This is a genomic window from Congregibacter litoralis KT71 (genome assembly GCF_000153125.2).
Lineage (GTDB): Bacteria > Pseudomonadota > Gammaproteobacteria > Pseudomonadales > Halieaceae > Congregibacter > Congregibacter litoralis.
This window is the reverse complement of the sequence record NZ_CM002299.1, coordinates 2860154-2885896: the sequence shown is the minus strand read 5'-3', so window position 1 is coordinate 2885896 and position 25743 is coordinate 2860154. Positions and strand designations below refer to the sequence as shown.

Annotated in this window: 19 protein-coding genes and 2 pseudogenes; 10 read left to right on the top strand and 11 right to left on the bottom strand. The window is 57.0% G+C overall.

The features are described 5' to 3' along the window. Window positions 1–298: 298 nt before the first annotated feature. Window positions 299–1030 (bottom strand): annotated as a pseudogene (locus KT71_RS13155) (Tn3 family transposase); the annotation flags it as partial. Window positions 1031–1066: 36 nt separating this feature from the next. After that, window positions 1067–2151 (bottom strand): IS3 family transposase gene (locus tag KT71_RS13150; RefSeq protein WP_434780714.1). Its coding sequence is split into 2 segments (ribosomal slippage): window positions 1067–1896 and window positions 1896–2151, totalling 1086 coding nucleotides; the frame shifts between segments, so codons are not numbered across the junction. A 231-nt stretch (window positions 2152–2382) separates the two neighbouring features. On the opposite strand from KT71_RS13150, the pseudogene KT71_RS13140 reads away from it, so the two are divergent. Both KT71_RS13140 and KT71_RS13135 read left to right on the top strand, forming a co-directional pair. Beyond that, a pseudogene (locus KT71_RS13140) lies at window positions 2383–2955 on the top strand (recombinase RecA family protein); the annotation flags it as partial. Between the two features lie 238 nt (window positions 2956–3193). Then, a complete protein-coding gene (locus KT71_RS13135; protein WP_008294890.1) occupies window positions 3194–3658 on the top strand; it encodes a regulatory protein RecX in 465 nt (154 codons plus the stop codon). Here the strand turns inward: KT71_RS13135 and KT71_RS13130 are convergent. From KT71_RS13130 to ppdK, 7 genes are all read right to left on the bottom strand, one after another. Continuing rightward, window positions 3655–6990: a mechanosensitive ion channel domain-containing protein gene (locus KT71_RS13130; protein WP_023660037.1), complete on the bottom strand. Its 3336-nt coding sequence runs from the start codon at window positions 6988–6990 to the stop codon at window positions 3655–3657. The genes KT71_RS13135 and KT71_RS13130 overlap by 4 nt on opposite strands. A 10-nt stretch (window positions 6991–7000) precedes the next feature. Beyond that, window positions 7001–7921, bottom strand: coding sequence for a DUF3014 domain-containing protein (locus KT71_RS13125; RefSeq protein WP_008294893.1), 921 nt, complete (start codon window positions 7919–7921; stop codon window positions 7001–7003). 324 nt (window positions 7922–8245) lie between these two features. After that, entirely contained in the window at window positions 8246–8875 is a 630-nt protein-coding gene (locus KT71_RS13120) for a flavin reductase family protein (RefSeq protein WP_008294894.1), read from the bottom strand. Continuing rightward, window positions 8862–9338 carry a thiol-disulfide oxidoreductase DCC family protein gene (locus KT71_RS20145; protein WP_008294895.1) on the bottom strand — a complete coding sequence of 159 codons (477 nt, stop codon included), beginning with the start codon at window positions 9336–9338 and terminating at the stop codon, window positions 8862–8864. Before KT71_RS20145 ends, KT71_RS13120 begins: the two co-directional genes overlap by 14 nt. Before the next feature lie 113 nt (window positions 9339–9451). Continuing rightward, window positions 9452–9694, bottom strand: a complete 243-nt coding sequence (locus tag KT71_RS13105) for a YgaP family membrane protein (RefSeq protein WP_023660036.1) — start codon at window positions 9692–9694, stop codon at window positions 9452–9454. A 93-nt stretch (window positions 9695–9787) separates the two neighbouring features. Then, window positions 9788–10726: an NAD(P)H-dependent flavin oxidoreductase gene (locus tag KT71_RS13100; protein ID WP_008294897.1), complete on the bottom strand. Its 939-nt coding sequence runs from the start codon at window positions 10724–10726 to the stop codon at window positions 9788–9790. A 108-nt stretch (window positions 10727–10834) separates the two neighbouring features. Beyond that, the gene (gene ppdK / locus KT71_RS13095) at window positions 10835–13441 is read right to left on the bottom strand and encodes a pyruvate, phosphate dikinase (protein ID WP_008294898.1); all 2607 of its coding nucleotides are present in this window, start codon (window positions 13439–13441) and stop codon (window positions 10835–10837) included. 173 nt (window positions 13442–13614) lie between these two features. On the opposite strand from ppdK, the gene KT71_RS13090 reads away from it, so the two are divergent. From KT71_RS13090 to KT71_RS13065, 6 genes are all read left to right on the top strand, one after another. Then, on the top strand, window positions 13615–16011 hold the full coding sequence (locus tag KT71_RS13090) for a TonB-dependent receptor (RefSeq protein WP_008294899.1): 2397 nt from the start codon (window positions 13615–13617) through the stop codon (window positions 16009–16011). Window positions 16012–16281: 270 nt separating this feature from the next. After that, window positions 16282–17481 (top strand): tyrosine-type recombinase/integrase, encoded by a 1200-nt coding sequence (locus KT71_RS13085; protein ID WP_008294900.1) that lies wholly within the window; start codon window positions 16282–16284, stop codon window positions 17479–17481. Window positions 17482–17617: 136 nt separating this feature from the next. Beyond that, on the top strand, window positions 17618–17992 hold the full coding sequence (locus KT71_RS13080; protein WP_008294901.1) for a type II toxin-antitoxin system RelE/ParE family toxin: 375 nt from the start codon (window positions 17618–17620) through the stop codon (window positions 17990–17992). Further along, window positions 17982–18287 (top strand): helix-turn-helix domain-containing protein, encoded by a 306-nt coding sequence (locus tag KT71_RS13075; RefSeq protein WP_008294902.1) that lies wholly within the window; start codon window positions 17982–17984, stop codon window positions 18285–18287. The genes KT71_RS13080 and KT71_RS13075 overlap by 11 nt, the downstream gene beginning before the upstream one ends. Window positions 18288–18312: 25 nt before the next feature. Then, window positions 18313–19131, top strand: a complete 819-nt coding sequence (locus KT71_RS13070) for a TIGR02391 family protein (RefSeq protein ID WP_023660035.1) — start codon at window positions 18313–18315, stop codon at window positions 19129–19131. Window positions 19132–19142: 11 nt separating this feature from the next. Continuing rightward, window positions 19143–20459, top strand: coding sequence for a hypothetical protein (locus KT71_RS13065; protein WP_023660034.1), 1317 nt, complete (start codon window positions 19143–19145; stop codon window positions 20457–20459). A gap of 45 nt (window positions 20460–20504) precedes the next feature. On the opposite strand, the gene KT71_RS13060 is transcribed toward KT71_RS13065, so the two are convergent. Continuing rightward, window positions 20505–21293, bottom strand: a complete 789-nt coding sequence (locus tag KT71_RS13060) for a hypothetical protein (RefSeq protein WP_008294905.1) — start codon at window positions 21291–21293, stop codon at window positions 20505–20507. A gap of 6 nt (window positions 21294–21299) precedes the next feature. Beyond that, entirely contained in the window at window positions 21300–22202 is a 903-nt protein-coding gene (locus tag KT71_RS13055) for a BrxR family helix-turn-helix transcriptional regulator (RefSeq protein ID WP_008294906.1), read from the bottom strand. Window positions 22203–22290: 88 nt separating this feature from the next. Between KT71_RS13055 and mblB the strand changes: the two genes are divergently transcribed. Together mblB and cap2-3 are read left to right on the top strand one after the other, a co-directional pair. Beyond that, a complete protein-coding gene (mblB, locus tag KT71_RS13050; protein WP_008294908.1) occupies window positions 22291–23478 on the top strand; it encodes an anti-phage 6A-MBL system MBL-fold protein in 1188 nt (395 codons plus the stop codon). Further along, window positions 23475–25730, top strand: coding sequence for an anti-phage 6A-MBL system cap2_3 protein (gene cap2-3, locus KT71_RS13045; RefSeq protein ID WP_008294909.1), 2256 nt, complete (start codon window positions 23475–23477; stop codon window positions 25728–25730). The genes mblB and cap2-3 overlap by 4 nt, the downstream gene beginning before the upstream one ends. Window positions 25731–25743 lie beyond the last annotated feature (13 nt).

Below are 25743 nucleotides of genomic sequence, written 5' to 3'. Positions count from 1 at the left end.
TTGTAGCGCGCCTTCAGCTCAATTGACAGTGTAGAGTTTTATTCTCGCGAAGAGATCGCAGAAAAATTGCTGATGCGCCCACGCAATACATCGACAATGCCCAATGAGACCGGGAGACTGCGTGTCCAAGTGACGTTGCCAGCTCTGGGCTCTGCCAATGTCCGAATCTACGGGATACGAGGCCGATAGACCCAGATTTTAGCCGATGGTCTGCCACTATATGGGGTACTAGAGACATCCCCGCCGCAATTTTCACTTCGCCCTGAAGCGCGCGCCTGGCAAGGCTTTCAAAGGGGGGCTACTTTTCGAGTTCCCTCACTTTACCGGTCAGCGGGCTGAGAATCTCCGCCATATTGATCACGTTTTGCTCAAACGTGAAGCTGTAAGTGCCATTGAGATTTACATTCAGCCAGGCCACAGGAGACACTCTTTTCACCAGTTCCAAGCTTTCCTGCTCCCCGGTGCTCCGGTAGTACACTAATAATTTGCTCAGTATGAGTGAGTTGAAGTAGATAATCGCGTTCGTCAGCAGCCGGGCGCACTCATTCCAGATGTCGATTTCCTGGTCCGAGGAGCCGCGGAAGCGATTCCCGTTGACCGAGGCGACCGCTCTTCGCAGCTGATGATAGGTTTCTCCCCGGTTCAGCGCCCGTTGTACATAGTTGCGCAAGGCCGAATCGTCGATGTAGTTCAGTAGATAGCGGGCCTTGATCAAGCGGTCATACTCCGTCAGAGCCTGCACGAGCGGGTGTGTATTGCTGTACGTGGATAGTTTCCGGATCAGTGCTGCTTGTGACGTGGTTTTCCGCTGAAGCGAGATGACGATGCGTTGGATCGTCTCCCATTCCTGCACAATGGCGTCCTCGCGGATCGACTTTTTTAGAGACAACAAGGGCTTATCGTCATCACTGACGTTGACCGTGAACATACCCTCAATGACCCGCCCGACCTGGGCGTAGCGCGGCGCGAAGGTATAGTCAAAGAGGTCGAGCAACGCAAAGTTCACGTGATTCACGCCGTGCGTGTCTGTAATCCCCCCATTCCCCGAAACAGTTGTTCGTAGAGTTTAAGCCGCTTGCAGCAGCTGTCGTGGAGGCACGCCTCCTATCGCCGAGTTGGGCCGCTCATTGTTGTACCTCCAAAGCCACTCAGTAGCCAGCGCCTGTGCTTGCTCAATCGATTCAAACAGGTGCATATCCAACCATTCATGACGGACCGTACGGTTGAACCGCTCGATGTAGGCATTCTGGGTTGGCTTTCCAGGCTGAATATACATCAAGGTAATCTGACGTTTGTTCGCCCAATCAATCAACGCTTGCGCGATGTATTCCGGCCCATTGTCTAGGCGAATCGCGCTCGGCTTCCCGCGCCATTCGATTATCTGGCTCAAACTACGAATGACTCGACTACTGGGGAGCGATTGGTCGACCTCGATCCCCAAACCCTCCCTGTTGTAGTCATCCAACACGTTGAATGTGCGAAGCAGCCTTCCGTCACTCAGCGCATCGCTCATAAAATCGATCGACCACACTTGGTTGGGCGCAACCGGCACAGATAATGCGTCAGGCTTGTCGCGCTTGATCCGTCGTTTTGGCTTTATCCTGAGGTTCAATTCGAGCTCATGATAAATGCGATAGACCCTTTTGTGGTTCCAGCCAAACCCCTTCACGTTGCGAAGGTACAGGTAACACAACCCAAAACCCCATCGCTTATTTGTCATTGTCAGCCTTAACAACCAATCCGCGATGCGCTGATTTTCAATAGACAGTTTGGGACGGTAGTAATAGGTCGCCACGCTGATGTCCAAGCATTGGCAGACAAACCGAACACTGACGCCGTACCGATCTCTCGCGGCGATCGCCATCTCACGACGCTGAGATGGCGTTACAGCTTTCCCTCGAGTGCCTCCTGGCGAATCTCAGCCTTGAGCCGCTCTTCGGCATACATCTTTTTAAGGCGTCGATTCTCGTCCTCTAACTCCTTGAGGCGCTTCATCATGGACGCGTCCATGCCACCGTATTTGGAACGCCATTTGTAAAACTGCGCAGAACTCATACCGTGCTCGCGGCAAAGCTCTGGAACGGCTACGCCGTTCTCATTCTGCTTCAAGATCGCCACTATCTGGCTATCGCTGTATCTCGATTTGCGCATAGAAAACTCCTTCGTTTCATATTAGAAGAATTTTCTACGAATAACCGTTCCGGATTTATGGGGGGATTACACTGCGATCTATACGCCGTTGGAATTTGGAAACCTTATTCATCTGATAGTCTCTGATAATAAATTGGGTGTTTATAGAGGGTTTATCTATTATATGATATTGATTTTAAAGGAAAAGTATTTATTGCGTTCTATCTGATAGTTTTTGTGACAAGTAAGAAATTGCAGGCGCGTCTCCTGAGTCAGGCGATGCGCAAACTCACCGCGACCATCAAGCAGACGAACTGCCTGGTGATCTTTATTAACCAGATCCGCATGAAGATTGGTGTGATGTTCGGTTCGCCCGAAACGACCACAGGCGGTAACGCGCTCAAGTTTTACTCTTCCGTGCGCCTGGACATCCGTCGTATCGGTGCGGTCAAGGAAGGTGACGAGGTGGTGGGTAATGAAACCCGCGTCAAGGTCGTTAAAAATAAGGTGGCGCCACCGTTTAAACAGGCGGAATTCCAGATCATGTATGGCCGCGGTATCTACCGCACCGCTGAGGTCATCGACTGGGGTGTGAAGCTGAACCTTATCGACAAGTCCGGTGCCTGGTACGCCTACAAGGGCGACAAGATCGGTCAGGGTAAGGCGAATGCGGCGAAGTTCCTTGAAGACAACCCCGCTCTGGGCAGCGAGATTGAAGGCTTGATCCGGTCACAGTTACTCGACCTCGACGCAAAGAAAGAGGGGGATGCTGCGGCCAAGGACGAAGCAGCCGCTGAGGCCGCTGAAAGCAAGGCCGCCGACTGATTGCATTTTGTCTGGTTTGGGGGGGCGAAAGCCTTCCCAGGCGATCTATCTGAAAGTCATAGGCACACGTACGCACGGGCAAAGGCCAATGGCTGCGCCGGAGAAGCGGATCTGCCAGTAATCTCCGCCGGTGTCCTCGATACCGGCTTCACTCTCCGGGTGCTGGGGTACCACTTCCCCTTACCACTGCTCCAGCACCCTTTTTTTGCGACGCACTAGCCAGTAATCTTTCCCCGCTATGACGCGCTCATCCCAAGCTCCCCAAAGTCCCCGCAACGCCGCGATGAATCTCCTGGCGCGCCGGGAGCATTCCCTCAGCGAATTACAGCGAAAGCTCGCCCGTCGATTCGACAGGGAAGAGCTGGATGCCGCCCTGCAAAAGCTGGCTGATGAAAATCTGCAAAGTGATGAGCGTTTTGCCCAGAGTTTTACCCGGGAACGCATGCTCCGCGGTGTCGGTCCCCTTCGTATTGAATCGGAACTCCGTCAGCGGGGCGTGCGTTCATCGTATATTGATCACGCGATAGCCTTTGTGCCCACTGAAGAGGGTCTCACCTGGCGTGGTGTTGCCAAAGACGTGTTGGAGCGCAAATTTGGCTGCGAACCACCAGCGGATCTGGCGGAGAAAGCCCGCCGTTTGCGTTTCCTCGGCTATCGCGGTTTTGGCGAGGAAGCGGCGGGCCTGGTACCGGATCTTGCTTAGGCGTCCGTCGCCGGTCCCTGCTCTGATGACAGGATACGAATAGGCAGGGGCTCCGAGGCATCCAGATGAACGTCGCGCTGAGGGAAGGAGATGCTGATGCCCGCCGCGTTGAACTCCCGATAAATGATTTGTCGCAGCTCCGTTGATACCCGTGGGTAATCCCGCAGCGCGTAGCAGCGGAGCCAGAGCACCAGCGCGTTGTCGCCAAAGTCCTCAAAGCTGACGTAGGGCTCGGGTTCATCAATGATTTCCGGGTGAGCGAGAGCTACTTCACGGAGTTTTGCCATCGCGGCGTCAACGTCCGATCCATAGGCAACGCCGATGGGGATTACCAGCCGAAGCTTGGAATTACTCAGGGACCAGTTGGTGACCACGCTGGTAATCAACTCCTTGTTGGGAATCATCAGTTCTTTCCCTTCAAAGGTTTCGATCACCGTCGCGCGGGCGTTGATGCGCGTGACAACGCCATCAGCACCGCCCGCATGAATGATGTCGCCCACGCGTATGGGACGTTCGAACAGCACGATAAGACCGGAGATGAAGTTGGCGACAATTTCCTGCAAACCAAAGCCAATACCGACGCCAAGCGCGGCAACCAGCCATTGAACCTTTTCCCACTGGAAACCCAGCATAACCAGGGCGGTGGAGAGACCCACGCCCAAAACCAGGTACTGCATGAGCATGCCCGCTGCGTAGCGACTGCCGGGGGTCACATTGGTCCACTCCGCCAGCACGACATTGACCAGGGGCGGCAGATGACGGGTGATCAGCGATGTCACGGCAATAATGATCAGCGCCAATAGAAGCACAGACAGCGTGATGGCCCGGAGCTCACCGTCGGGCAGGGTGGCGTCGGTGGTCGTCCAAAGGGTGATGGAGTCAAAGATGGAGAGCGCGGGAAGTGCCGGCGCCCAGATCCACCACAAAAGCGCCCCCAGGGTGAGGAGGCGGGTTACCACCAGCAGTTTTGAGTAGGCCTCGGAGAGGGAGGACACCGCCTCCATGTCGCTGTTTTCGGGCTCTTCCCCCTCGTCGCTGTCCTCATTCTCCGCCCGATTACGAAGTTCTTCCCGGGCTTTGCGCTCCAGTCCCGTGCGGAAAATGATCAGTAAGCGCTGGAGAATGTTGGCCACAAGCAGCGTGCCGGTGACGGCTGCGACAGAGCCCGACAGTGCTCTTAAATAAAGGTGCGCGGCAAAGAGTTGACCGCTGAGGTGCATAAAGACAATCGATGCTGCTATCAGGGCGCCGATTTGCAGGCTGTAGCGGAGAATACGGTCGTAATGGAATTCTCCCGATCGCAGCATGCGCAGGAGCACGATGAATATGAAGCTTGCCGTTGCCAGGCTGCCAGCTGCTGCCAGGGAGCCGCCGCTGTCTGTAGGAGAGGCGGCTCTGCCCAGAATGGTGACGGCGACGGAGGAGGTGACGGCCACCACAAACCATGGAAGATCACGGGTAGCGGCATCGACCCGGGTGTTGTTCCATTTTAGCAGGCGGCGGCCCAGACCCAGGCGATCGGCCATACGCCGGAGACTGTCGAGGACAAAAAGAATCATTCCCGCGGAAGCCAGGGCACGTCCCATGCCCATCATGACGGGGTCACCCGACGCCGCAATGTAAAACCCGCGGCCCGCAAGAAGCAGCAAACTGGGTAGGGCCAGGGCCGCCAAAAGGGTCAGCGCCAGCGTTTTGAAGATCAGAGAGGCGCTCTCGTCTCGCGGCCTGATGGGTTTACCGAGTGTATTGTCCAGGCTGTTAGTGATTCTGCGATGCTGCAGGGCGCTCAGACAAAACACCAGTAGAACCAGGAACAGGGGGTCGCTGACGATTTTCTGCCACTGCTCCTTTAAGCGGAGCAGAGGGCGGGATCTCACCAGGGTGTGAAGCTGTTGGGGGACTCGTTTGGGGTCTGCATAGGCGTAGTTGCGCACCCAGAGCAAATTGGCGGTGAGCAGGGTTTCGTAATTGCCGACGAGGGTCGCCAGCTCTTCGTTGGTCTGGTTGGCGTCAACCAGAAGGCTGAGGAGCGTGTTTCCCGCCTGCATGTTTTCCTGAAGCAGCTCCCGGCGCTGGAGATAAAGACGTTCCGCATTGCGTTTCTCCGCAGCGCCCCAGGATGCCATGTCGCCGAAAGTCGCCACGAGAAAACCACTGCGATCGCCCAGTTCCCGCAACGCCTGCTCTGTGTCGATGGCCTGTATGGATACGGAGGCAATTTGCTCGTTACGATCGGAGTTCCGACTGAGAATTACCCGCGGATCGGGAAGGCTGGCCAGCCGCGTCAGCATCACTTCTCCGAGTTTTGATTCCAGGCCCGCAACGTTAAGGCGCCGCTCCGTGAGATTTCCGTCCTGCTTAATCTCCTCAATGCCCTTCCGCGTCGCCGCGACGCGCTGACGGGTCTCCTCAATCTGCGTTGTGAGGGACTCGAAGCTGCTCACCAGGTTGAGGTTTTCTCTGGCCATGGCCTGGAGTTCCGGCCGTGCGCCGCTCAGTTGCGACAGGAACCGGCGCGCTTCCGTGGCACGCTGGGTCGCTGCGCCCTGGCGCTTTTTCGTAGCGGCCTCCAGGAGTTGAGCGAGGAGGGTGTCCGCTTCGGCAATCGCCGCATCCAGCCATGCGATGCGCGCCGTGCGAATGCTGTTAAGCGTCGGCCCGCTGCGCAGACGCAGCTCCAAAAGGGATTGCTCGGCGTCCAGGGACCGGTGGTGAATAGACGCAGCCAGATTATCGATACGATCTGCAATGTCTGATTCGTCCGCCTCACTGGCAATCCGGGGTGGATCGTCCGCGCGCCGGCGGCTGATCTCCGCCACTCGATCTCGCGCTGCTGTCTCGGTCTTTGCGACGTTGGAAAGGGCATCCAGCGCTTCACTGCGCTCCTGGGCCCAGGCATCCCTCTGGCTTTGGACGATGCTGATTTCCGTTTCTATGTTTGCCAGTGAGGGGTTCTCCCCCAGGCGTCGCTGAATGCTCGCAGGGGCATTCTGAATGTCGCGCATGCGCTCCTTGTAGTCGGCAATCAGACGGTCGCTGTTTTGCAGCTTGTCTTCCAGCTCGCTGCGGGCAGCCTTAAATTGCTCGAGTTTGGCGCGATCCTGGGCAGCAGCCTGCAGCTTTTCTGACAACGCCGCACGGCGCTCGTCATTGATGGCGAGGTCCTCACTGAGTGCCGTTTGAAGGCCTTCCAGAGTGTCTGCGGCCTCCAGATCCTGGGCGCGGAGCTGGGAGGCGAAGAGTCCGCTGAGGATCAGCAAGGCTAATGGCCAGAAAAAGTGCCGGGACGCTCCGCCCGGCAGGGCGGCGCGCTGGAGCTGTGTCCGAATCATCGTGTATCCGTCAGTAGTTGAGGAGTGCGTCCCGGAGACGCGCCGCCCACTGTTGCAGGGCTTCGGTGTTGGCCGGTCCCGTTCGCAGAAGCTGCTTGTGAAGATCGCTGGCATTTTCAAGTTGAGGATCGGCGTAGGCCCAAAGAGCGCCCTTGCTTACCAGAGCCGGAGGTTGCTCCCGGGTGGGGGCTGCAATAATGTTATCCAGCGCAGCAATGAGCGTGTTGTCCAACGCGTCGGCCGGGTAGCCAAGGGCCGCGTAGGCATCCTGAATGAGCTCCCGCTGATCGTGAAAAAGAGACGCCAGCGTGTCGACGGGTAGCGCGGTGATCGCAGCTACCAGTTTGTCGTAGCGGCGATACCCCTCTGTGTCGACAGCGTAGTCGGCACCTTCCTGGGTTGTTTTAAAAGCGCCCGAGGGTCGTGCCATGTTGCTGGTACGTGTGGGGACCAGTCCCCGGGCGAGCTGATCCAAGCTGCTGACACCGCGATCCAGGAGGTAGGGCGCAGCGTAGGCGGTGCCCAGAGGCGCGGGAGCGGACAGTCCTGCAGCGCGCACGTCTTCCCGTAACTGCGCATCGAGCTCTTCCGGTGTCGGTGGAGGAGGCGGCGTTTCCGCGTTCTGGGCAAGAGGCGTTTCCTCCGGCTCCGCACTCGCCACTTCTTCAGTTTCAGCCTGGGGAATATCGGGCGCAGCCAGGATGCTTTCCTCCGGTGTAGGCCGGGGAGCTGTCACCGGGCGTAGGGTCGGCTGCTCATTCATCGCCGGGGTGGCTGCGGGTTCCGCGGCCTCTTCTTCGCTGTCGCCGGGCATAAGCAGATAAGCGCCCCCCGCGAGAATGATGACTGCAATGGCGGTGACGAGTGTCTGGGTGCTGTGGCGGCCTGATCCTTCGTTGGTGCTGATACGGTCATCACGGTCGGCTTGCATACGGGCTCCCTTGAATCAAATTGGCTTGGCTGTTTGCTCCGGGCATTCTAGGCGACATTCTAAGCGACTTTCTTATCCGCTTTCTTATCCGCTTTCTCAGTCGCTTTCTCAACCACCCTCTCGCACTCTCTCAACCACTCTCTCAGCAATTCTCTTATCGTCAACGGGGGGCGCTTTTTGTGCCGGGTCTTTGCCGCGTGGCTCGCGTTCCCTGAGAGCCTTTTTCTGTGACCCCTATCACTAGGGCAACGGGAGCGCACAATGGTTCAAAAGCCTGTGCCGGGTAGAGCTGTTGAGGCTATGCAGCGCTGGCAAGTCCTCGCCTTAGAGGCGCCGCGGTTTCTCCTCAGGCTTGGCGTAGGCCATGCGTTGCACCAGGGTGCTGCGGTAGTAACTGTCCAGGCCCGCAATAGCAACGGAGTCTGCGAGGGATGGATCCAGGGCGCCGTCGTCGTTAATCGCGTCGCCGGGGACGTCCAGCGTCAGGATTTCGCCAATGACCATATGGGTGCCATTGATTGCCAGGGGAATTTCTTCCCGGATTTCCATCCCCATACGGACGACGGACTGCGACAAAAAGGGCGCCGAGAAGCCTTCCAGCCAGAGTTCATTCAGCCCTGTAGCGGCAAATTCCGACACTTCGCCGGGGTAACGTGCGGCAGTCTGATGGGCAGCGTCGATGATGTCGCCGTGGACATGGTTAACCGTGTACTGACCCGTTTCGCGAATATTGTCCAAGGTGTGCCGTTCCGTATTGTCCGGCCGGAAAATCAGGGCCAGGAGCGGCGGATTCGAGCCGATGTGCACCAGAGAACTCATGATCGCGAGGTTACTGACGCCCTCAGCGTTCACCGTGCCCACGAGGTTCGCCGGCTTGTATCCCGTGATCGAGTTGATTAGGGCCGCCCGGCGCCGGCGTTCAAGGGCGTTTATGTCACTGCTATTGAGGTGCATGCTTGCTCTCGTCAAATTGCTTGCCATAGAGTCGTCGATAGCGCCAGCGGGCCCACAGGGTGTAGACCACATCGACGACGTGTCGGATCACCGGCCATCGCAGGACGCTCAGGATCCGACCGTGGCGCGTCCCTTCCCAGGCTGCGACATTGGCGTCGGCGCTTTGCAGCCATACCCCGTCGGCACGACGGAGATGGAGCACACGCAAGAGTTGATCCTTGTCGGGCGCGGCGTTTTGACTCAACGGGTGTGGGGGTTGTGGATCCTGATAAGCTTTTCCTGAATCGTCTTCTTGTAAGGCTTCCCGGGAACCCCGGAGAGGCCCTTCGCCGTCGGCAAGGTCGTGGATATCCACGATCTGCAGGGCATCGCCGCGGGTTTTGCGCAGCTGGGCTATTTCGCCCGCACACAGGGGGCACTGCCCGTCGTAAAACAGCGTATCTTTGCTGGGGTTCACGTCCATGTACTTACTCTGGAAAATATTGCCATTGAGAGCTTGTGGGGTCCATGGGGTTATGAGTATTCAAAAAACGAGACGATCGACGCCTGCTAAGCGTTCGTCACCATTGCCTTATCTCAGGCGGTGGAATCGCCACCACCGGCGGAGCAGTCATCGTTGGGACCGCAGCTGGAGAGCCCGAGCCAGCCCCAGAGATAACAGCGGCCAAAAATACTGTTCCATAGCAGGGCAAAGGCGATAAGCACCGCACCTCCCTGAGCAAGGCCAAAGCGCTCCGAGCTCAAAATCCAGCCCACGACAATGACTGCCAGTGCGAAACGTATAACTCTCTCTACAGTCCCTATATTCCGATTAATCATGTTTAACACATGTCTTGCAGGTTCAACTTGTAGGGATATACGGTCGCCTCAGGCAGCCGGATGGCTTATATCCGACTAATTTAGTTGGTTTTTTTAGCGAGGGTAGGTGGAGTCCAGGCGGTTCAGGGTTTCCTCAAACTCTGCGCAAATCTCAGCGAGAATGTCGGCGACGGGCCGGACCTCATCAATACGCCCACAGACCTGGCCCGTGAGGGGGATCGCGGATTCCATGTCGCCACCAAAATACAGGTCCCGGGGATTGCCGAATTCCGCCATGGCGTTCACATCGGGCTGTTTTTCCAGGGCGCTGGTGCGTTCGGTTCTCAGAGCGCGCAGTCCCGGTGATTGAAAACGGTTGAGAAAGACGGTGTCGGTCTCTTTTGCGCTGACGATCGCCTGTTTCCAGTTGTCATGCACGGGAGATTCCAGCGCCGACACCATGCGTGTGCCCAGCTGCACGCCCTCGGCACCCAGGGCGAAGGCTGCGGCCATGGAGCCGCCGTCCACAAAACCCCCGGCGGCAATGATAGGTACATCGACTCTGGAACGGACAAGGGGCAGGAGCACCATGCTGGCGACGTCCTGGGGATTCTTGAAGCCACCCCCCTCGCCACCTTCTACGATAAGACCATCAACGCCGTACTCCACGGCCTTGACCGCTGCTTTGAGGTTGGGAACGACATGGAAGACCGTCAGCCCCGCAGACTTCAGCAACTCCGTGTAGCGCTCGGGTGAGCCCGCGGAGGTGGTCACAAAGCGCACGCCCTGATCGATGATGAATTGCGCGATATCCGGATCCCGGACAAAGGCCTGGGCGATATTGACTCCAAAGGGCTGGTCCGTAAGTTCACGCATGCGCAGAATTTCTTCGCGGATGACATCCAGCTCCCCCGAGGAAGTTTCAATGATGCCCAGTCCGCCGGCATTGCACACTGCCGACGCCAGTTGTGAGCGGGCGATCCAGCCCATGGGCGCCTGGACGATGGGGAGCTTGGCGCCGGTCATTTGCGTGACGCGGTTATCAAATTTCATAGCGTGGTTTCCTTAGCCAATCCTTAAAAAATCTGAGATCGGCAGTCTTGTAATGATGATTGTTCCTGAGCTTACAGACAGGGTTCACAGGCTACCCCGGCGGAGCCATCAGTTATCGATGTCTGCCAGAACCCGTGCCTGTGCTGCAGCAACACGCGCTACGGGCACGCGGTAGGGGCTGCAGCTGACGTAGTCGAGGCCCAGATCATGGCAGAAGCGGATTGAGCGGGGGTCGCCCCCGTGTTCGCCGCAGATGCCGTACTTGATACCTTTTTTCGCCTGCCGTGATTCCTGCACCGCCATGCGCATGAGTCGGCCCACGGCTCGCTGATCCAGGGACACAAAGGGGTCATCCTCAATGATCTTGGCGTCAAGGTATTGAGGAATAAAGCGCCCCGCATCATCCCGGGAGAATCCGTAGGTCATTTGCGTGAGATCGTTGGTGCCAAAACTCATAAATTCCACCGCGGAAGCCAGGCGATCGGCGCCCAGGCAGGCTCTGGGGGTTTCCATCATGGTGCCGATCTTGTAGCGCAGGGATACAGACTTCTCCTTGGTGACCTTGGCAATGCCCCGATCAATGACCTCACTGATCAGGCGGATCTCCCGCACGTTAACCACCAGAGGAATCATGATTTCAGGCAGGGGATTCAGCCCCTCTTCCCGGGCCTGCAGCGCAGCACCGATGATGGCGCGGACCTGCATGCGGGTGATCTCCGGATAAACCACGGAGAGACGGCAGCCGCGAAAGCCCAGCATGGGATTGACCTCCGCGAGGTCGTTGCGGGCCTGGTGTATCTCCGCAGGATCCTTGTTCAGCCTTTCCGCCAGGGCTTCCGCATCGGCTTCATCGTGGGGCAGAAACTCATGGAGGGGCGGATCCAGCAGGCGGATGGTGACCGGGAGTCCATCCATCACGCGGTAAAGCTCGAGCATATCCGCGTGCTGAAACTCCTGGAGTGTTGCGAGATGGCGTTTTCGCTCCTTGCGGTCCGTCGACAGAATCATGGCGCGCATGTGATCGATGCGATCGCTGGCAAAGAACATGTGCTCCGTGCGGCATAGGCCGATGCCCTCGGCCCCGAGCTCTCGTGCTTTAGCTGCGTCCTCGGGCGTTTCAGCGTTGGCCCGAACCTTCAGGCGGCGATGTTTATCTGCCCAGGACAGCAGGGTTTGAAAGTCGTCGGAGGTGCTGGCCTCCACTTTGGGGATGTCGCCGAGCATGACGTCACCCGTGGCGCCATCAAGGGTCACGGTATCGCCGCGCTTGATAACCGTACCGTCGGATGCCGTAGCTGTTCCGTCCTGCACGGAGACCCGCAGCTCACCGCAGCCGGTGATCGCACAGACACCCATGCCCCGGGCCACCACCGCCGCGTGAGAGGTCATGCCGCCGAGTTCCGTGAGAATCCCCTCAGCGACGCGCATACCGTGAATGTCTTCGGGGGTGGTTTCCCGTCGTATGAGGATCACCTTCTTGCCGTCGGCTTCTACGCTCACAGCTTCGTCCGCGGAGAATACCGCCACGCCCGTCGCGCCGCCGGGGCTGGCTGGGAGGCCGCTTGCAACCACGGTTCGCTCAGCATCGGGGTCCACCATGGGGTGCAGGAACGACTGCACGTGTTCCGGCGAAACGCGCAGGAGGGCTTCCTTTTCGTTGATCATGCCCTCGCGCACCATGTCCACGGCGATTCTTACGGAGGCCCGCCCCGTGCGTTTGCCGCTTCGGGTCTGCAGGAGATAAAAGCGTCCTTCCTGCACCGTGAACTCGATGTCCTGCATGTCACGATAGTGGGACTCGAGCAGGGCCTGGGATTCGAGCAATTCCTTGTAGGCGTCGGGCATGCGTTCTTCCATGGCATCCACGGAGAGGGGGGTGCGGATGCCTGCAACAACGTCTTCGCCTGCGGCGTTAAACAGGACTTCGCCAAAGAAATGACGCTCCCCCGTCGAGGGGTTGCGCGTGAAGGCAACGCCGGAGCCCGAGTCATCGCCGAAGTTGCCAAAGACCATGGATTGCACGGTGACAGCGGTGCCCAGGGAATCAGGAATATTATTCATCTCCCGATACACATTGGCCCTGGGGGTATGCCAGGACTGGAACACCGCTTCCACCGCCAGGCGCAGCTGTTCGAAAGGATCCTCCGGAAACTTGACCATGGTTTTAAAAGTGGCGATCACCGCCTGCCAATCCTCAGCCTCCATGGCGACGTCTGTCTCGTAGGCCTTGGCCTGTTTATAGTCCTCGATGACCTGTTCCATGGCGTGAGTGTCTGCCCCGAGCACTACGTCGGCGAACATCTGAATAAAGCGGCGATAACAGTCGTAGGCGAAACGGGGGTTGTCAGTCTTACGCGACAGGCCCTCGGCAATCTCGTCGTTGATACCGAGGTTGAGAATAGTGTTCATCATGCCGGGCATGGAGATGGGGGCTCCGGAACGCACGGAAAACAGCAGAGGGTTTTCCGGATCACCGAAACGCGTGCCCATTTGCTTTTCTACCAGATCCAGGGCGACGCGATACTCCTGTTCGAGAAGCGTCGGCAGCTTGTTGCCGTTTTCAAAGTACTCGCGGCAGGTGGGTGTTGTAATCACAAAGCCAAAGGGCACGGGCAATTTCAATGCCGTCATCTCACAGAGGTTTGCACCCTTGCCACCGAGGAGGTCCCGGTCGTCTTTACTGCCCTCAGAAAACAAATAAACGCGCTTCGCCATGGACTGTTTTTTCCTTTGTTCGTTGGCCCCAGGGTAGCCATCTTACCCGACCTTGCTTCACCGCTCCCTGTCAACAGCCATAAATGTGAATGATCCACGCTGAGGGCGTTGACCCTGTGTGTCAGCCGTATGAGAATTGACATTGTCAACATAACTCAAAAAAGGTGACCCCCATGCCCGCTCTAAAATCTCTCAAAGCAATTCCCGCCGCACTTGCTGCCGCCGGCTTTGCCGCATCCGTGTCTTTGCCCGCCATGGGGCAGGGTGCGGGAATGCTCGAGGAAGTGATCGTGACCGCTGCCAAGCGTCAGCAGACACTGCAAGAGATTCCCATCGCCGTATCCGTTGTGACCGCAGAGGCCATTGAGCAGTCCCAGGTACTGGATGTGAAGGACCTGCAAACCCTGGTGCCCAGCCTCCGTGTTACCCAGCTCCAGGGGAGTGCCCAGACCAACTTCATCATTCGTGGTTTTGGGAATGGCGCCAACAACCCGGGCATCGAGCCCTCCGTCGGTGTGTTCATCGATGGTGTGTACCGCTCCCGTGTGGGTAGCGCCCTGAACGACCTGCCCAAGCTGGAGCGAGTCGAGGTGCTTCGCGGCCCCCAGAGCACCCTGTTTGGTAAGAACGCATCTGCCGGGGTTATCAACGTGGTCACCGCCAAGCCAGACCTCCTTGGCCACAGCGGTGAAGTCGGCGTCACCGTCGGGAACTACAACCAGAAAATTGTGAAGGGTTATCTGACCGGTCCGATCTCCGACAATCTGGCCTTCAGCGTTTCGGGTGGCATGAACCAGCGTGACGGTTATTACGACAACCTCGAGTTGGACACCAAGCAGAACGAAATCAATCGCTGGAATATGCGCGGCCAGCTGCTGTGGAATCCCACAGACCGCATGGAGGTTCGCTTTATTGCCGACGCCGACAGCCTTGATGAGGTGTGTTGCGGCGTCGCAAACCTGGTGAACGGCCCCACGGGCGCTCTGGTGCAGGCCCTGGGCGGTAACCTCGTCCCTGAAGAGCCTTTTGCTTACGAAGGTTTCTACGACTTTGATCCGCAGAACCGTATTGATACTCAGGGCGTGTCCATGCAGATCGATTACGACTTTGATAGCTTTACCCTGACATCGATCACCGCCATGCGAAAGCTCGAGCAATTTGATCTGGGGGATGTGGATTACACCAGTGCCCGTCTGGTCACCCCGGATGCGGCAAACCAGCGAGATCTGGAGATTGATACCTTTACCCAGGAATTGCGTCTGACCTCAGCGACGGACGGTCCCCTGCAATGGATGGTGGGCGCCTTCTATTTCACGGAAGAGCTCGAGTCTGACGGTGCCTTCGGTTATGGCGATCAGTTCCGTGCCTACGCCGATGGACTTACCGGTGGTGGTGTTTCTGGGGTAGAGGCAGCCCTGGGACCCATCCTGGGTATACCCGCCGGGACCTTCTTTGCAGAGGGAGCGGGTTTCCCCAGTGAAGTAGCGACCCTCGATGACGACACGCTCTCGCTCTTTGCGCAGATTGATTACGACATCACCGATGCGATGACCCTGACTCTGGGTGCAAACTATACCGAGTCCCGGAAAGAAGCATCCGTGAACATCGTCTCTACGGACGTGTTTTCTTCGCTGCCCCTGGGTGCTTTCGGCCTTGAAGCTCTCCAGCCTCTGCAGTTCCTGCCGCCTTTCCTGAGCTTCCCCAACGCCGTGGAAGATGGCGAGACAGACGACGATGACATCACTTACACCGTGCGTCTTGCCTATGACCTGACGCAAAACATCAACGTCTATGCGGGTGTGAGCACCGGTTTCAAGGCATCGTCCTGGAACCTTTCCCGCGACTCCCGGCCTTTCCCGGAAGATATTGCGGCGCTGGGCGCGGCGGGGTTGTTAGTACCTAACCTGACTTCGGGTACCCGTTACGCCGGACCCGAGGAGTCCACCGTCTACGAAATCGGCCTGAAAGCTGAATTCGATACCGTCAGCGTGAACATGGCGATCTTCGACCAGACCATCGAAGGTTTCCAGGGTAACGTCTTTACGGGCACGGGCTTTGTACTGGCGAATGCCGGTGAGCAGTCCACCGACGGTTTAGAACTCGATGTGAACTGGGCACCCATTGATGGCCTGCGTCTCTCCTTTGCGGCCACGTGGCTGGATCCTCTTTACGATGACTTCCAAGGCGCGACGGGTCCCGACGGTCCTATTGATCTCTCCGGAGAGCAGCCCTCGGGTATTCCCGAGCTGTCGACCAATACCTCAGCCACCTACAACTTCAATATTGGCAACGCCATGTCCTACGCGCGCATCGAGCACGTGTACGAGGAAGAAGTGCAGGCGGTGGACAATATCTCCGCTGATGTCGCTTCCCGGGAAATCAATATGTTCAACGCCAGCTTTGGTATGACCTTCAGCAACGGCGTGGAGCTGAATTTCTGGGGTCGTAACCTGAATGGCGATGAGTATCTGCTTTCCGCGTTCCCATCCGTGGCGCAGGCAGGCAGCATCAGTGGCTATCCCAACCAGCCGCGCACCTACGGTGCAACGCTCAAGTACAGCTTTGAATAAGCGTTAGATGTAAAAAAGCCCCGTCAGGGGCTGCCTTTCGGGGCTGTTTTGTAAGTTTAGAAAAAAGGGCGATCAATGGATCGCCCTTTTTTTATTTCACCATGACTCCAGCACCGTACTTCGCTGGACTACGCCTAAGCTCGCTACAGCAGGTTTATCAATAACTTAGGCTAATTCATCATATGCCGGTGCTTTCCGAAACTTGACCCGGCTTCCATCCGCTTGGCTCCTAACAGGCTCCTGGAAACGGGTCTTTCCAAGGAGTCAGCTATGGCTAAGATCAAGCTCACCAAGTCCGCAGTCGATGCGGCAAAACCTCAGACGCAGCCCGTTGAGCTGCGTGATACCCTCGTCCCCGGCTTCCTCTGCAAGATCACGCCTGCCGGTCGCAAAGTCTTCATGCTCCAGTACCGGACAAACGCCGGTGAGCGGCGCAAGCCCGCATTGGGTCTGTATGGAGAACTGACGGTCGATCAGGCTCGCTCATTGGCGCAGAGTTGGTTGGCTGATGTTCGCCGGGGTGGCGATCCAGGAGCTGCCAAGGCGGAAGCGCGCAAAGCGCCCACCGTCAAGGAACTGTGCGTGAAGTTCATGGAGGACTACTCCAGGCACCGCAACAAACCCAGTACTCAGAGGGGCTACCAAGGCAATATTGACCGCAACATCATCCCAATCCTGGGTCGTTTCAAGGTAAAGGATGTGAAACGTGCCGACGTGGCGACAATGATGAAGAAGCTCGATTATAAGCCAGGCGAGGCCAATAAAGCTCTGTCCGTCCTGCGTAAGATGTTCAACCTTGCTGAGATTTGGGGGTACCGCCCGGATGGCTCGAACCCGTGCCGACACATTCCGCTGTACACCGGTGGCAAGACAACCCGGCTCATTACTGACGGAGAGATGGCCAAGCTATTCAAGCACCTCGACCAAGTTGAGGCTGAACGCTTAGTGCCTTATGTCATCCCGCTGGCAATTCGTCTGCAATTCGAGTTCGCTGCCCGGCGTTCTGAAATAGTGCTGCTTGAATGGGAATGGATTGACCTGGAGAACCGCCGGGTGGTCTGGCCCGACAGCAAGACCGGTGGTATGTCAAAACCCATGAGCGAGGAAGCCTATCGACTGCTTTCCACGGCACCTCGACAGGAAGGCGGACGTTATGTGCTGCCATCGCCGCGTAACCCGCTCACCCACTTGACCTATGGGGAGTATTACGGCGGCTGGACCCGTACACTCAAGGCGGCTGGCGTCACTCACGTCGGCACGCATGGCATCCGACATCGCTCGGCCACAGACATCGCCAACTCGGGTATTCCAGTCAAAGTCGGTATGGTACTGACAGCGCACAAGACTGTGACCATGTTTATGCGCTACATCCATACCGAGGATGATCCGGTTCGTGAGGCGGCCGAACTCGTAGCGAACCGGCGTAAGACAATTATAGGGGCTCCGCGTGTCAAGGGAGCCTCAGTATGAGCAGGGTCGGTGTACAGGTTTGCCGCTCAATAGTCGCAATAGCGGTGCGACTATTGATCGTGGGCGACCATTGGGGGCTCCTGCGAGGGATAGACAATCATGCCCGTTACGGGTATAGTTATTGGGGTGGATGTGTATGAATGTCTTGAAGCGAAAGGATTTTGCGCGGTGGCAAGCGGGCGAGAAACTGTCCGATACGGCCCTGTGCAAGGCGGTCCAGGAAATGGAGAACGGGCTAATTGATGCCGACTTGGGCGGCCACCTTTATAAGAAGCGGGTAGCTCGCCCTGGTGCGGGTAAGAGCGGTGGCTACCGCACCTTGTTATCGGCCCGTGTTGGCCGCCGTTATGTATTCCTGCACGGGTTCCCGAAAAGCGACAAGTCGAACATCACGCGGGAAGAGAAAAAAGCGCTGCAATATGCCGGCAAGGTATTTCTAGAGCTGTCGGCTAAGGAATTGGTGAAGGCATTGCAGGCTGGTGTTCTATTGGAGGTATGTTGTGACAAGTAAAATCATTGAATCCTTGCGCGGTGATCTGGCTGCATTGCAAGACGCTGGCGCGATCAGCAAAGTGACGATGCGTGAATTCGACGCGATCTGCCCACCGCCGGTGCGCGAGTTCAGCGCGGACGACATCAAGCGTCTGCGTGAAGCGTTGCATTTCAGTCAGCCAGTGTTCGCCCATCACCTGCACACTACGGCTTCGACGGTACGCAAGTGGGAACAGGGTGAAACGCACCCAGCAGGCCCGGCGCTCAAGCTACTTAACGTCATCGCCGACAAGGGTTTGCAGGCCATTATCTGATGAATGTGCGACGGAGGTACAGATAGTGGCTTCACAAATTGCCCCGTTCAGCTCCCAGCACCTGGAAGCTGCCTGCCGCGTCCTTGCCGACACCGCACAAGGTCTGACTGGCACGCAGATCGGGCGGTTGTTACAAGAGGTCCAAGTAGCCGACTCATCCCCAGACATGACCAAGTGGAAACGGCTGTTCAATGCGTTGGCTGGCGCGCAGAACCAGCATAAGGTTGGTAACCATCTCATCATGTTCATCAATCGCGCGATGAATCCGGTGAGCTATGCCAGTAATCCTGGAGCATTCGCGTGGCGCCGAGATGAACTCAATGTTGTCTTGGCCTTTTCGGGTTTCTACGTGCGTGAAGACGGCAAAGTTGGATATGCCGATAAGGCCAATACGCTGGATGAGGCCCGAGCCCGAGCCGGGCGCCTCAAGGCGGCGCTGGAAAGTCGGACTGTGCATGCAGAAGTCCTGAACTACTGTCGTGCGGAGCTAATGGAAGAGAACTATTTTCACGCAGTCTTTGAAGCAACCAAGGGCGTCGCCGAGCGGATTCGCCAGCTCTCAGGCCTGAGCGGCGATGGTGCTGACCTTGTGAATAAGGCTTTTGCGGGCCAACAACCCGTTCTTGCCTTAAAGACACTTACCTCGGAGTCCGAAAAGAGCGAACAGAAAGGTTTTGCAAACCTGCTGGTCGGTCTGTTTGGAGCGGTACGCAATCCGCTTGCCCATGCTGCGAAGACGAATTGGCCGATGTCCGAACAAGACGCCCTGGACATCCTGACGCTGGTGTCACTGATTCACCGCAAGCTGGATGGCGTCACGAGGCTTGCTGCTGTGCCTGCGTAAAGGGGGAGCCAATGGACGAGGCGATTGTTGTTTTTTCCCGGAAAGGGCTTTTCCAGACCACGATTGCGGCACGTGACGTCCGTAGCCGGGAACATGCGCGCAAGCTTTGGCCATTGGTCTCTTCCGATGGATCGCGGCAAATGGTGACGTGGGTCAGTCCTTCCTTTGAAAATGGCAAATTGCGCCGACGATCCCATTTTCGAGTACTGCCTACTCAGCACACCTTTAAGCCTAAAGCTCACTTCGACGATGAAGAAGCTAACCGATGGAGTGCTATTCAGGAAAGCCCTGAACACCGGCGGGCGAAAGAACTTGTCGCGGACGAGCTCTCAAGGCGCTTGCGTGCTGGGCTTGCAATGCCCTGGTCGTTCAGCGATTTGGATTCATCGGATTATCCGCTGGAGGGGAACTTGCTGCTTGGCGCCGACCGAGTGGCAACTGAGCATCCTCTAGAGACGCCTTTCGGCAGCAAGTTCCGGCTCGATGTGGCTGTGCTTGGACCGCCGGTCCAGGCTGAACCGATGGTGCTTGGCGGTGTTGAAATCGAACTTGGCCACGCCTTTGACGGTCGGAAGGCGCTGATCGGAAAGTCTCTCGGCTTCCCACTCATCTCCATCGATATCACCGAAATGACCCTGCCCGAACTTACTCCGAAATGGGCACAGAAAGTGTTGACGGCAACCACCCGTAACCATGAACAAGGGCGACGACAGACCTACATCTATATCCATGACTTGCTATACCCACTCTATGCGCAATTGCCGGCGTTTCTCGACGACGATCAGCGCCATCAGTTCCTCGTGTTTGCCGACGATAAAACGCTGAACAAGCTGGTGAGCTGGATGAATCTCCTGGCCGAAAAGCTGGAGTATCCGAAAGGGACGGTTGCTGTGGCGATAGTCAACGGTAAGAACGACCAGGCCCGCAAGATGCTGGAGCGTGCCGGGCAGGTCGTCGGTCCTGATTGGAAGGACTTTAATGATCAGAAATGTCTCCGCTTGACCCTTCCTCGCCCCAAGGGGCCAGCAGATCTTCAGGCGCACCGTTTCCACATGACCATGGCGCGTATCCTGCTATCGCATACCGATGCCCTTGTTGGCTATAAGTATTGCAACGGTGTTGACAATAATCACCCCGAAGACGATGTCTGGGTTGCGAAGCGATGGATCGCCAATGAAAAAATCTTTTCCGAGCACCGTGTACTACCGAAGCGATTGGCCGAGCCGGTCAATAGATTGATCGCCGTAGTTTCGGATCTCAGACATAATCACGCTGCGGCCCGCTACGAGGAAACGTCCCGTACCGAACCAAATAATTCTGCAAGCTAAAGCTCGAGTCGAGCCAAATGGCTTGTCTGGAGATTGACTCGAACCTCAGTCTCTAGTTGGTGTTGAGACCCATTCCAATGGTGCTGAAGAAGGCAAAATCGGCAAGCACTCAAACAGGCGTTCTGCATAAACGAACCCCATTCGCCTAACTGCGCTCTTATCGAAATACAATAGCCAGCCAGCAAGTAACGCCATAGAAGTAAGCAACGTCAAGCCTGCGGCAAGCCCCGGCTCTGCAAGATGTGCCGGGACAAAATGGGGCGGTATTACCTGCAGAACTTTTGCAATCACTAATCCGTAGGCGATACCCAAAAGGCACGATACGATGCCAACCGGTTTCATCGCCAGCATATTGCGGTGAAATCCATAGGCAATGTTCTCTTTTAGCAAGAGCTTTTTATTAGAGCGCGTCAGCTCACGAAGCCGCCTGGTTGCACCAATATAGATATCATCCGCCTTGTCAGGGTTTGCTGATTCTTCTTCTGCTGTCGGCATAGCAATACCGAGCTTCTCCGTAATTGCAGTGTGGTAACGTTGTTTGCTGACACTATCAAGAAACCTATCACGATGACGTAACGCGATGGTTGTTGGCATGCCGCCCCATTTTGCAACCAGCATCTCTTCAAGTTTTTTCCCGCGCCCACGAGCAACACTTGCAAGGGCATAAATAGCACCGCAGCCGCCGAGCAGGCCAACCACACCTGTAAGCACAGGATGCTTAGCTCCATAGACGCACAGTAAGGGGACTAACAATGGCAAGGCCACAAGAAGTCCTGGGGTAACGCGCGCTTTACGCTCATAGGGGTCTTTGACCAGTTCGAAAATTGTTGTCATGAAGAGTCAGGCCTGCGTTGTCAATCCATCAATGTAGGGTTGAATTTCATTTCGGTTTTTCAGCGTGATCTGTTGCGTGAGAGGGTCAGGAGCTTCCTTGGTGTGCAAGCCCAAACGCCTCAATGTGTAGTACAGAAATGCTTGGCGGCACGGAAGTTTGACCTCGCCATCTTCCATGCCGTAATCCAATTCCAAGACTCGCCTCTTGGCTGTCGGCAAATCGGGGTGCGGCGCAAGGACAAGCGTCAGTACAGTATGCCAATGCGCATCCTGGCTGAAGTCCACTTGGCTTGCCTCGAAACCGTCGATGCGCAAGATTCGAGCTAGGACAAAATCACTAAAGCGCTGGCGTTTGTGGCAAAACGCGCGCACGTGCCAGCGAAAACCGTCGTTGCCAAGCGCGTGAGGGGACAGCAGGCGAATCGATTCGTCCAAGGACGTCATGGACTGGTAGCTCACCCGAATCGCTTCCTGCTGCCGGATTGCCCGGACTACTGCTTCGACGGTCTGCTCATTGATCGTGCGCCAGGGGGAAGGAGCCCAATCTGTCTCCGGCGCGGAGCCGATGAAGCTGGCCGCCGGCTCGACAACTCCCATTTTCGTCGCCAGCAACTCCGCTAGATAGCGTTGGCCCGAACTTCGTTGGTAAAGCGGGCAAAAACTCGGTGATGCCGTGTAAGTCTTGGAACTGCGGTCGTAAGTCAGGTTGCTCGGTGCCAACTCAGTGTACTTGGCAATATCCAGTGATGCTTGGGGAACCGATATGCCGAAGTGCTCGGTGAGGTCCATGCGGTTAATGCGCCGCTCCCAGCGCAGACGGAAATCAATAAATTGAAGCCTACTCTCCAACCCCCAGCTTAGTCCCTTGGGCTCAGTTGGTTCGACAGTAGTGATAGGGGTTTCTCGCATCGTTACGCCTATAAAGTAGACGGGTATAAAAAATATCCGTATAATAATTATACTCGATTACTTTTCGGCCGTCCACCCGGAGACCTGTATGCCTACAACCATCACGTTTTTCCCCGTCGACAACGGGGACATGACCCTCATCAAATTCGGCGATCTCGACGCGACGACGCTGCTGATCGACATCAACATCCGACAAGACGCCGACGACCCCGATAAGGACGTGCGCGATGTTGCCAAGGACTTGCGCGAACGGCTGAAGAAGGATGAGAACGGCAGGCCGTATGTCGATGCCTTCCTGTTGAGCCACCCGGACCAGGATCATTGCCGTGGTTTGGCGCGGCATTTCTACCTAGGATCGTTGGACAAGTACCCGGATGACAAGAAGGACGACAAGGACAAGAAGATCGTGATCCGCGAGATGTGGTCGTCCCCGATTGTGTTTCGACGCGCCAGCAAGACGCACACCTTGAGTGACGACGCTAAAGCATTCAACACGGAGGCACGTCGACGTGTACAACTGAACCGCGACCAGAACTTCGCCGTTGCAAACGGTGATCGCATTCAGATCATGGGCGAGGACATCGACGGAAAAACTGATGATCTCACCTCGATTTTACGGAAGGTGGACACGCGCTTCTCGACGATCAATGGAAAGAGTTCCGCATTCTTCTCCGCGTTCCTTCTGGCGCCTCTGGATGCCCAGGACGACGACGAAGAGTGCCTGGTCAAGAACCAGTCCAGTGTGATCCTGAACATCACATTGGCCGCTGATGCACAGACGCCAGATGGCGCGAAGTTCCTTACTGGTGGCGATGCTGAGGTATTTATCTGGAACCGCCAGTGGCAGCGCCACAAGGCCGAAGCCGATGCGCTTGAGTACGACATCATGCAGGCACCACATCACTGCTCTTGGCGTTCACTGTCCGAAGACAGTTGGTCTACCCTCCGCGAAAAGGCCAAGCTCGATACCGATGCCCGCAGTGCGCTTTCGCAGACCCGTGACGGCGCTGTCATCGTCACCAGTAGCAAACCGATTAAAGATGACGACAGCGATCCGCCCTGCATCCGCGCAAAGCGTGAGTACGTGGCAATCGTGGACGAGGTAAAAGGCGAGTTCTACTGCACCGGCGAGTACCCGAGCGAAAAATCCGTGGAGCCTCTCGTTTTCACCGTCACCGCTCAGGGGGTGCAGCCTCCATCGAAGAAGGAAGCAGGATCAAAGGCTGCCGCCGTGATCACCTCCGCGCGCACTCCCATGCCGCACGGGTCATCATGACAGACGCCATCGCAGACGCACTGCATCAACTTCAACGTCATCGTGGCTTGATCCGCGTTGGCGAGCCAAAGGCAAGCGGTGTATCGACACAGATAGAGGTCGATGTTGCCGTTCAACTGCCAAGCAGGTCTCGGCGTAACGGCGTCTCCCAAACTGGCGTACGTGCCGTCGAGACATGCGTTCTGGTATTCGATAATGACTGGCCCCTATTCGCCCCCAAGCCCTTCTTGCGTGCAGACTTCCCGCTCAACTTGCCGCACATCAACCCCCATCAGGAAGGCGAGTTGGTCTCGCCGTGCCTGTTCGAGGGGTCGTTGGACGAGTTACTGCATCGGTTTGGTCTGGACGCCATTGTCGACCAGTTGATCGATTGGCTGCACAAGGCCGCAGCCGGAACATTGCTGGATTTGGAGCATGGGTGGGAGCCGACGCGCCGAGACAGTTGTCCTTCCACCGTCATATTCAGTGCCGAGAAGGTCGCGGCCAACGCTCCCGTTGACGGCACGATTCTGGTAGTTCCCGCACGCTATGTGACGATCGATGGCGGTATGTACGCCATCATCAATACCGAACTGACCGCGCAATTCGATACTGTTTTCTCGCAGGATGTTCACAACGACAAGTTGGGGAAGTGGGGGAATGGCCATGCCGCAGCCTTCATCGCGCGGGCGCCAATGACCGGCAATCACCCGTATGTGGTCGGGCGCTATCAACCGGAGACGGTTGTCGATCTCGCGACGCTGCTCGATAGAGCAGTGGAACTGGGCATAGATCGTGACGCTTTGGCCCAAAGCCTGGATGGCTACTACGGACGTTCGATCCTGGATATGCAGCAGGACTCGCGTGGCTGGGTGTATGGCTTGTACGCGATTGTTATTCTGACTGTGCAAAGGCCAGTGTCGCTTGTGGGCTCACCAGGGAGAAGCGTCGAAGTATTGCCCTACATTGTGCGCTATGAACTCAACGCGCGATCACTCCTGGAGCGAAACGCCACGGTTCATTCAGCCTTTCACGCGCATGCGTTGTCTCCCGAGCTGCTGGCAAGGGCGTCCGGCATTCCAGCAGCAGCCACATCGCAGCCGCTGGTCATGCTCGGCTGCGGAAGTTTGGGATCGAAAATCGCGATGCAACTGGGGCGAGCGGGCTTCGGTTCGATGACTTTCGTCGATAACGAGTCTATGTCGCCTCACAATGCGGCGCGGCATGCGCTCATTGAGCGGGGACCGATGCTGGTTCCACCTCGGAAGTCGACGCTGATGAAGACGGCCTTTGAGGAGCTGTCGCATCTTCAATCGCGCGCGTTCGACGCTGACGCAGTGACCCTACTGGTCGATCCTGAACAGTTCGCCACAACGGTCCCGCAGGATGCGTCGCTCATCGTGGACACAACGGCTTCGCTTCAGGTGCTGGCCGCTGGAACACAATCGGCAGCATTGGATCAATCCCCTGCCCGACTGGTACGGGTCGCGATGTATGGTCAGGGTCGCTGTGTCGCGGTTCTGCTCGAAGGATCTGGCCGCGCCGGTCGGGTTGACGACCTCACTGCATTCTTGTTCGAGTGCTGCCGATTTACGCCGGAATTGCGTGCGTCGATTGCTGGTGATACGTCTGAGCCGACGCGCATTTTTGTGGGTGACAACTGCCGTTCACTGACGATGCCAATGTCTGATGCCGTTGTTTCGCGGTCTGCGTCACTGGCTGGGCTGCAACTGGAACGCTGGCTCGTTGATGGGCTTCCGGAGGAAGCGACGCTTTGCGCCGGGTTCTCGGATGCGGAAGGCCTCGGCATGGCATGGTCCCGCACAAGCCTTGGTTCGACCACTGTGCTTGATGTGGCAGACGACGGTGGCTGGAGCATTAGGATTCTGTACCCGGTCGAGCAAGCGATTCATGCTGATGCGCTGCGCTGGGGCGCTCTAGAAACAGGCGGCGCCTTGGTCGGTCGCATCTCGTTTGAAGATCGAACCATCATCATTGCCGGCCTTGTTGAGACACCGCCGGACAGCGTTCGAGAGGCCGCCCGTTTCATCCTCGGAACCAATGGGCTTGTTCAGAGTTTGCGCGCTGCGAACGAGGCCTCTTTGGGATATCTAGCCTTCATCGGAACGTGGCACAGTCACCCGAAAGGCGGTGCACATTCGGGCATCGACCGAAATACATTGCGCAGCATCGCCGAGGATGCTGGTGGTCTTCCCGCCGTATCGTTGATATGGACTCCGACAGGACTCAGGTGTGCGGTGGATCGCTGGTAGGAACAAAGTTGCC

What these genes read in the sequence shown, in the direction of transcription:
- KT71_RS13135 (WP_008294890.1), top strand. Translation starts at nt 3,194, where the DNA reads ATGACGCGCTCATCCCAAGCTCCCCAAAGTCCCCGCAACGCCGCGATG.
- KT71_RS13130 (WP_023660037.1), bottom strand. Translation starts at nt 6,990, where the DNA reads ATGATTCGGACACAGCTCCAGCGCGCCGCCCTGCCGGGCGGAGCGTCC.
- KT71_RS13125 (WP_008294893.1), bottom strand. Translation starts at nt 7,921, where the DNA reads ATGCAAGCCGACCGTGATGACCGTATCAGCACCAACGAAGGATCAGGC.
- KT71_RS13120 (WP_008294894.1), bottom strand. Translation starts at nt 8,875, where the DNA reads ATGCACCTCAATAGCAGTGACATAAACGCCCTTGAACGCCGGCGCCGG.
- KT71_RS20145 (WP_008294895.1), bottom strand. Translation starts at nt 9,338, where the DNA reads ATGGACGTGAACCCCAGCAAAGATACGCTGTTTTACGACGGGCAGTGC.
- KT71_RS13105 (WP_023660036.1), bottom strand. Translation starts at nt 9,694, where the DNA reads ATGATTAATCGGAATATAGGGACTGTAGAGAGAGTTATACGTTTCGCA.
- KT71_RS13100 (WP_008294897.1), bottom strand. Translation starts at nt 10,726, where the DNA reads ATGAAATTTGATAACCGCGTCACGCAAATGACCGGCGCCAAGCTCCCC.
- ppdK (WP_008294898.1), bottom strand. Translation starts at nt 13,441, where the DNA reads ATGGCGAAGCGCGTTTATTTGTTTTCTGAGGGCAGTAAAGACGACCGG.
- KT71_RS13090 (WP_008294899.1), top strand. Translation starts at nt 13,615, where the DNA reads ATGCCCGCTCTAAAATCTCTCAAAGCAATTCCCGCCGCACTTGCTGCC.
- KT71_RS13085 (WP_008294900.1), top strand. Translation starts at nt 16,282, where the DNA reads ATGGCTAAGATCAAGCTCACCAAGTCCGCAGTCGATGCGGCAAAACCT.
- KT71_RS13080 (WP_008294901.1), top strand. Translation starts at nt 17,618, where the DNA reads ATGAATGTCTTGAAGCGAAAGGATTTTGCGCGGTGGCAAGCGGGCGAG.
- KT71_RS13065 (WP_023660034.1), top strand. Translation starts at nt 19,143, where the DNA reads ATGGACGAGGCGATTGTTGTTTTTTCCCGGAAAGGGCTTTTCCAGACC.
- KT71_RS13060 (WP_008294905.1), bottom strand. Translation starts at nt 21,293, where the DNA reads ATGACAACAATTTTCGAACTGGTCAAAGACCCCTATGAGCGTAAAGCG.
- KT71_RS13055 (WP_008294906.1), bottom strand. Translation starts at nt 22,202, where the DNA reads ATGCGAGAAACCCCTATCACTACTGTCGAACCAACTGAGCCCAAGGGA.
- mblB (WP_008294908.1), top strand. Translation starts at nt 22,291, where the DNA reads ATGCCTACAACCATCACGTTTTTCCCCGTCGACAACGGGGACATGACC.
- cap2-3 (WP_008294909.1), top strand. Translation starts at nt 23,475, where the DNA reads ATGACAGACGCCATCGCAGACGCACTGCATCAACTTCAACGTCATCGT.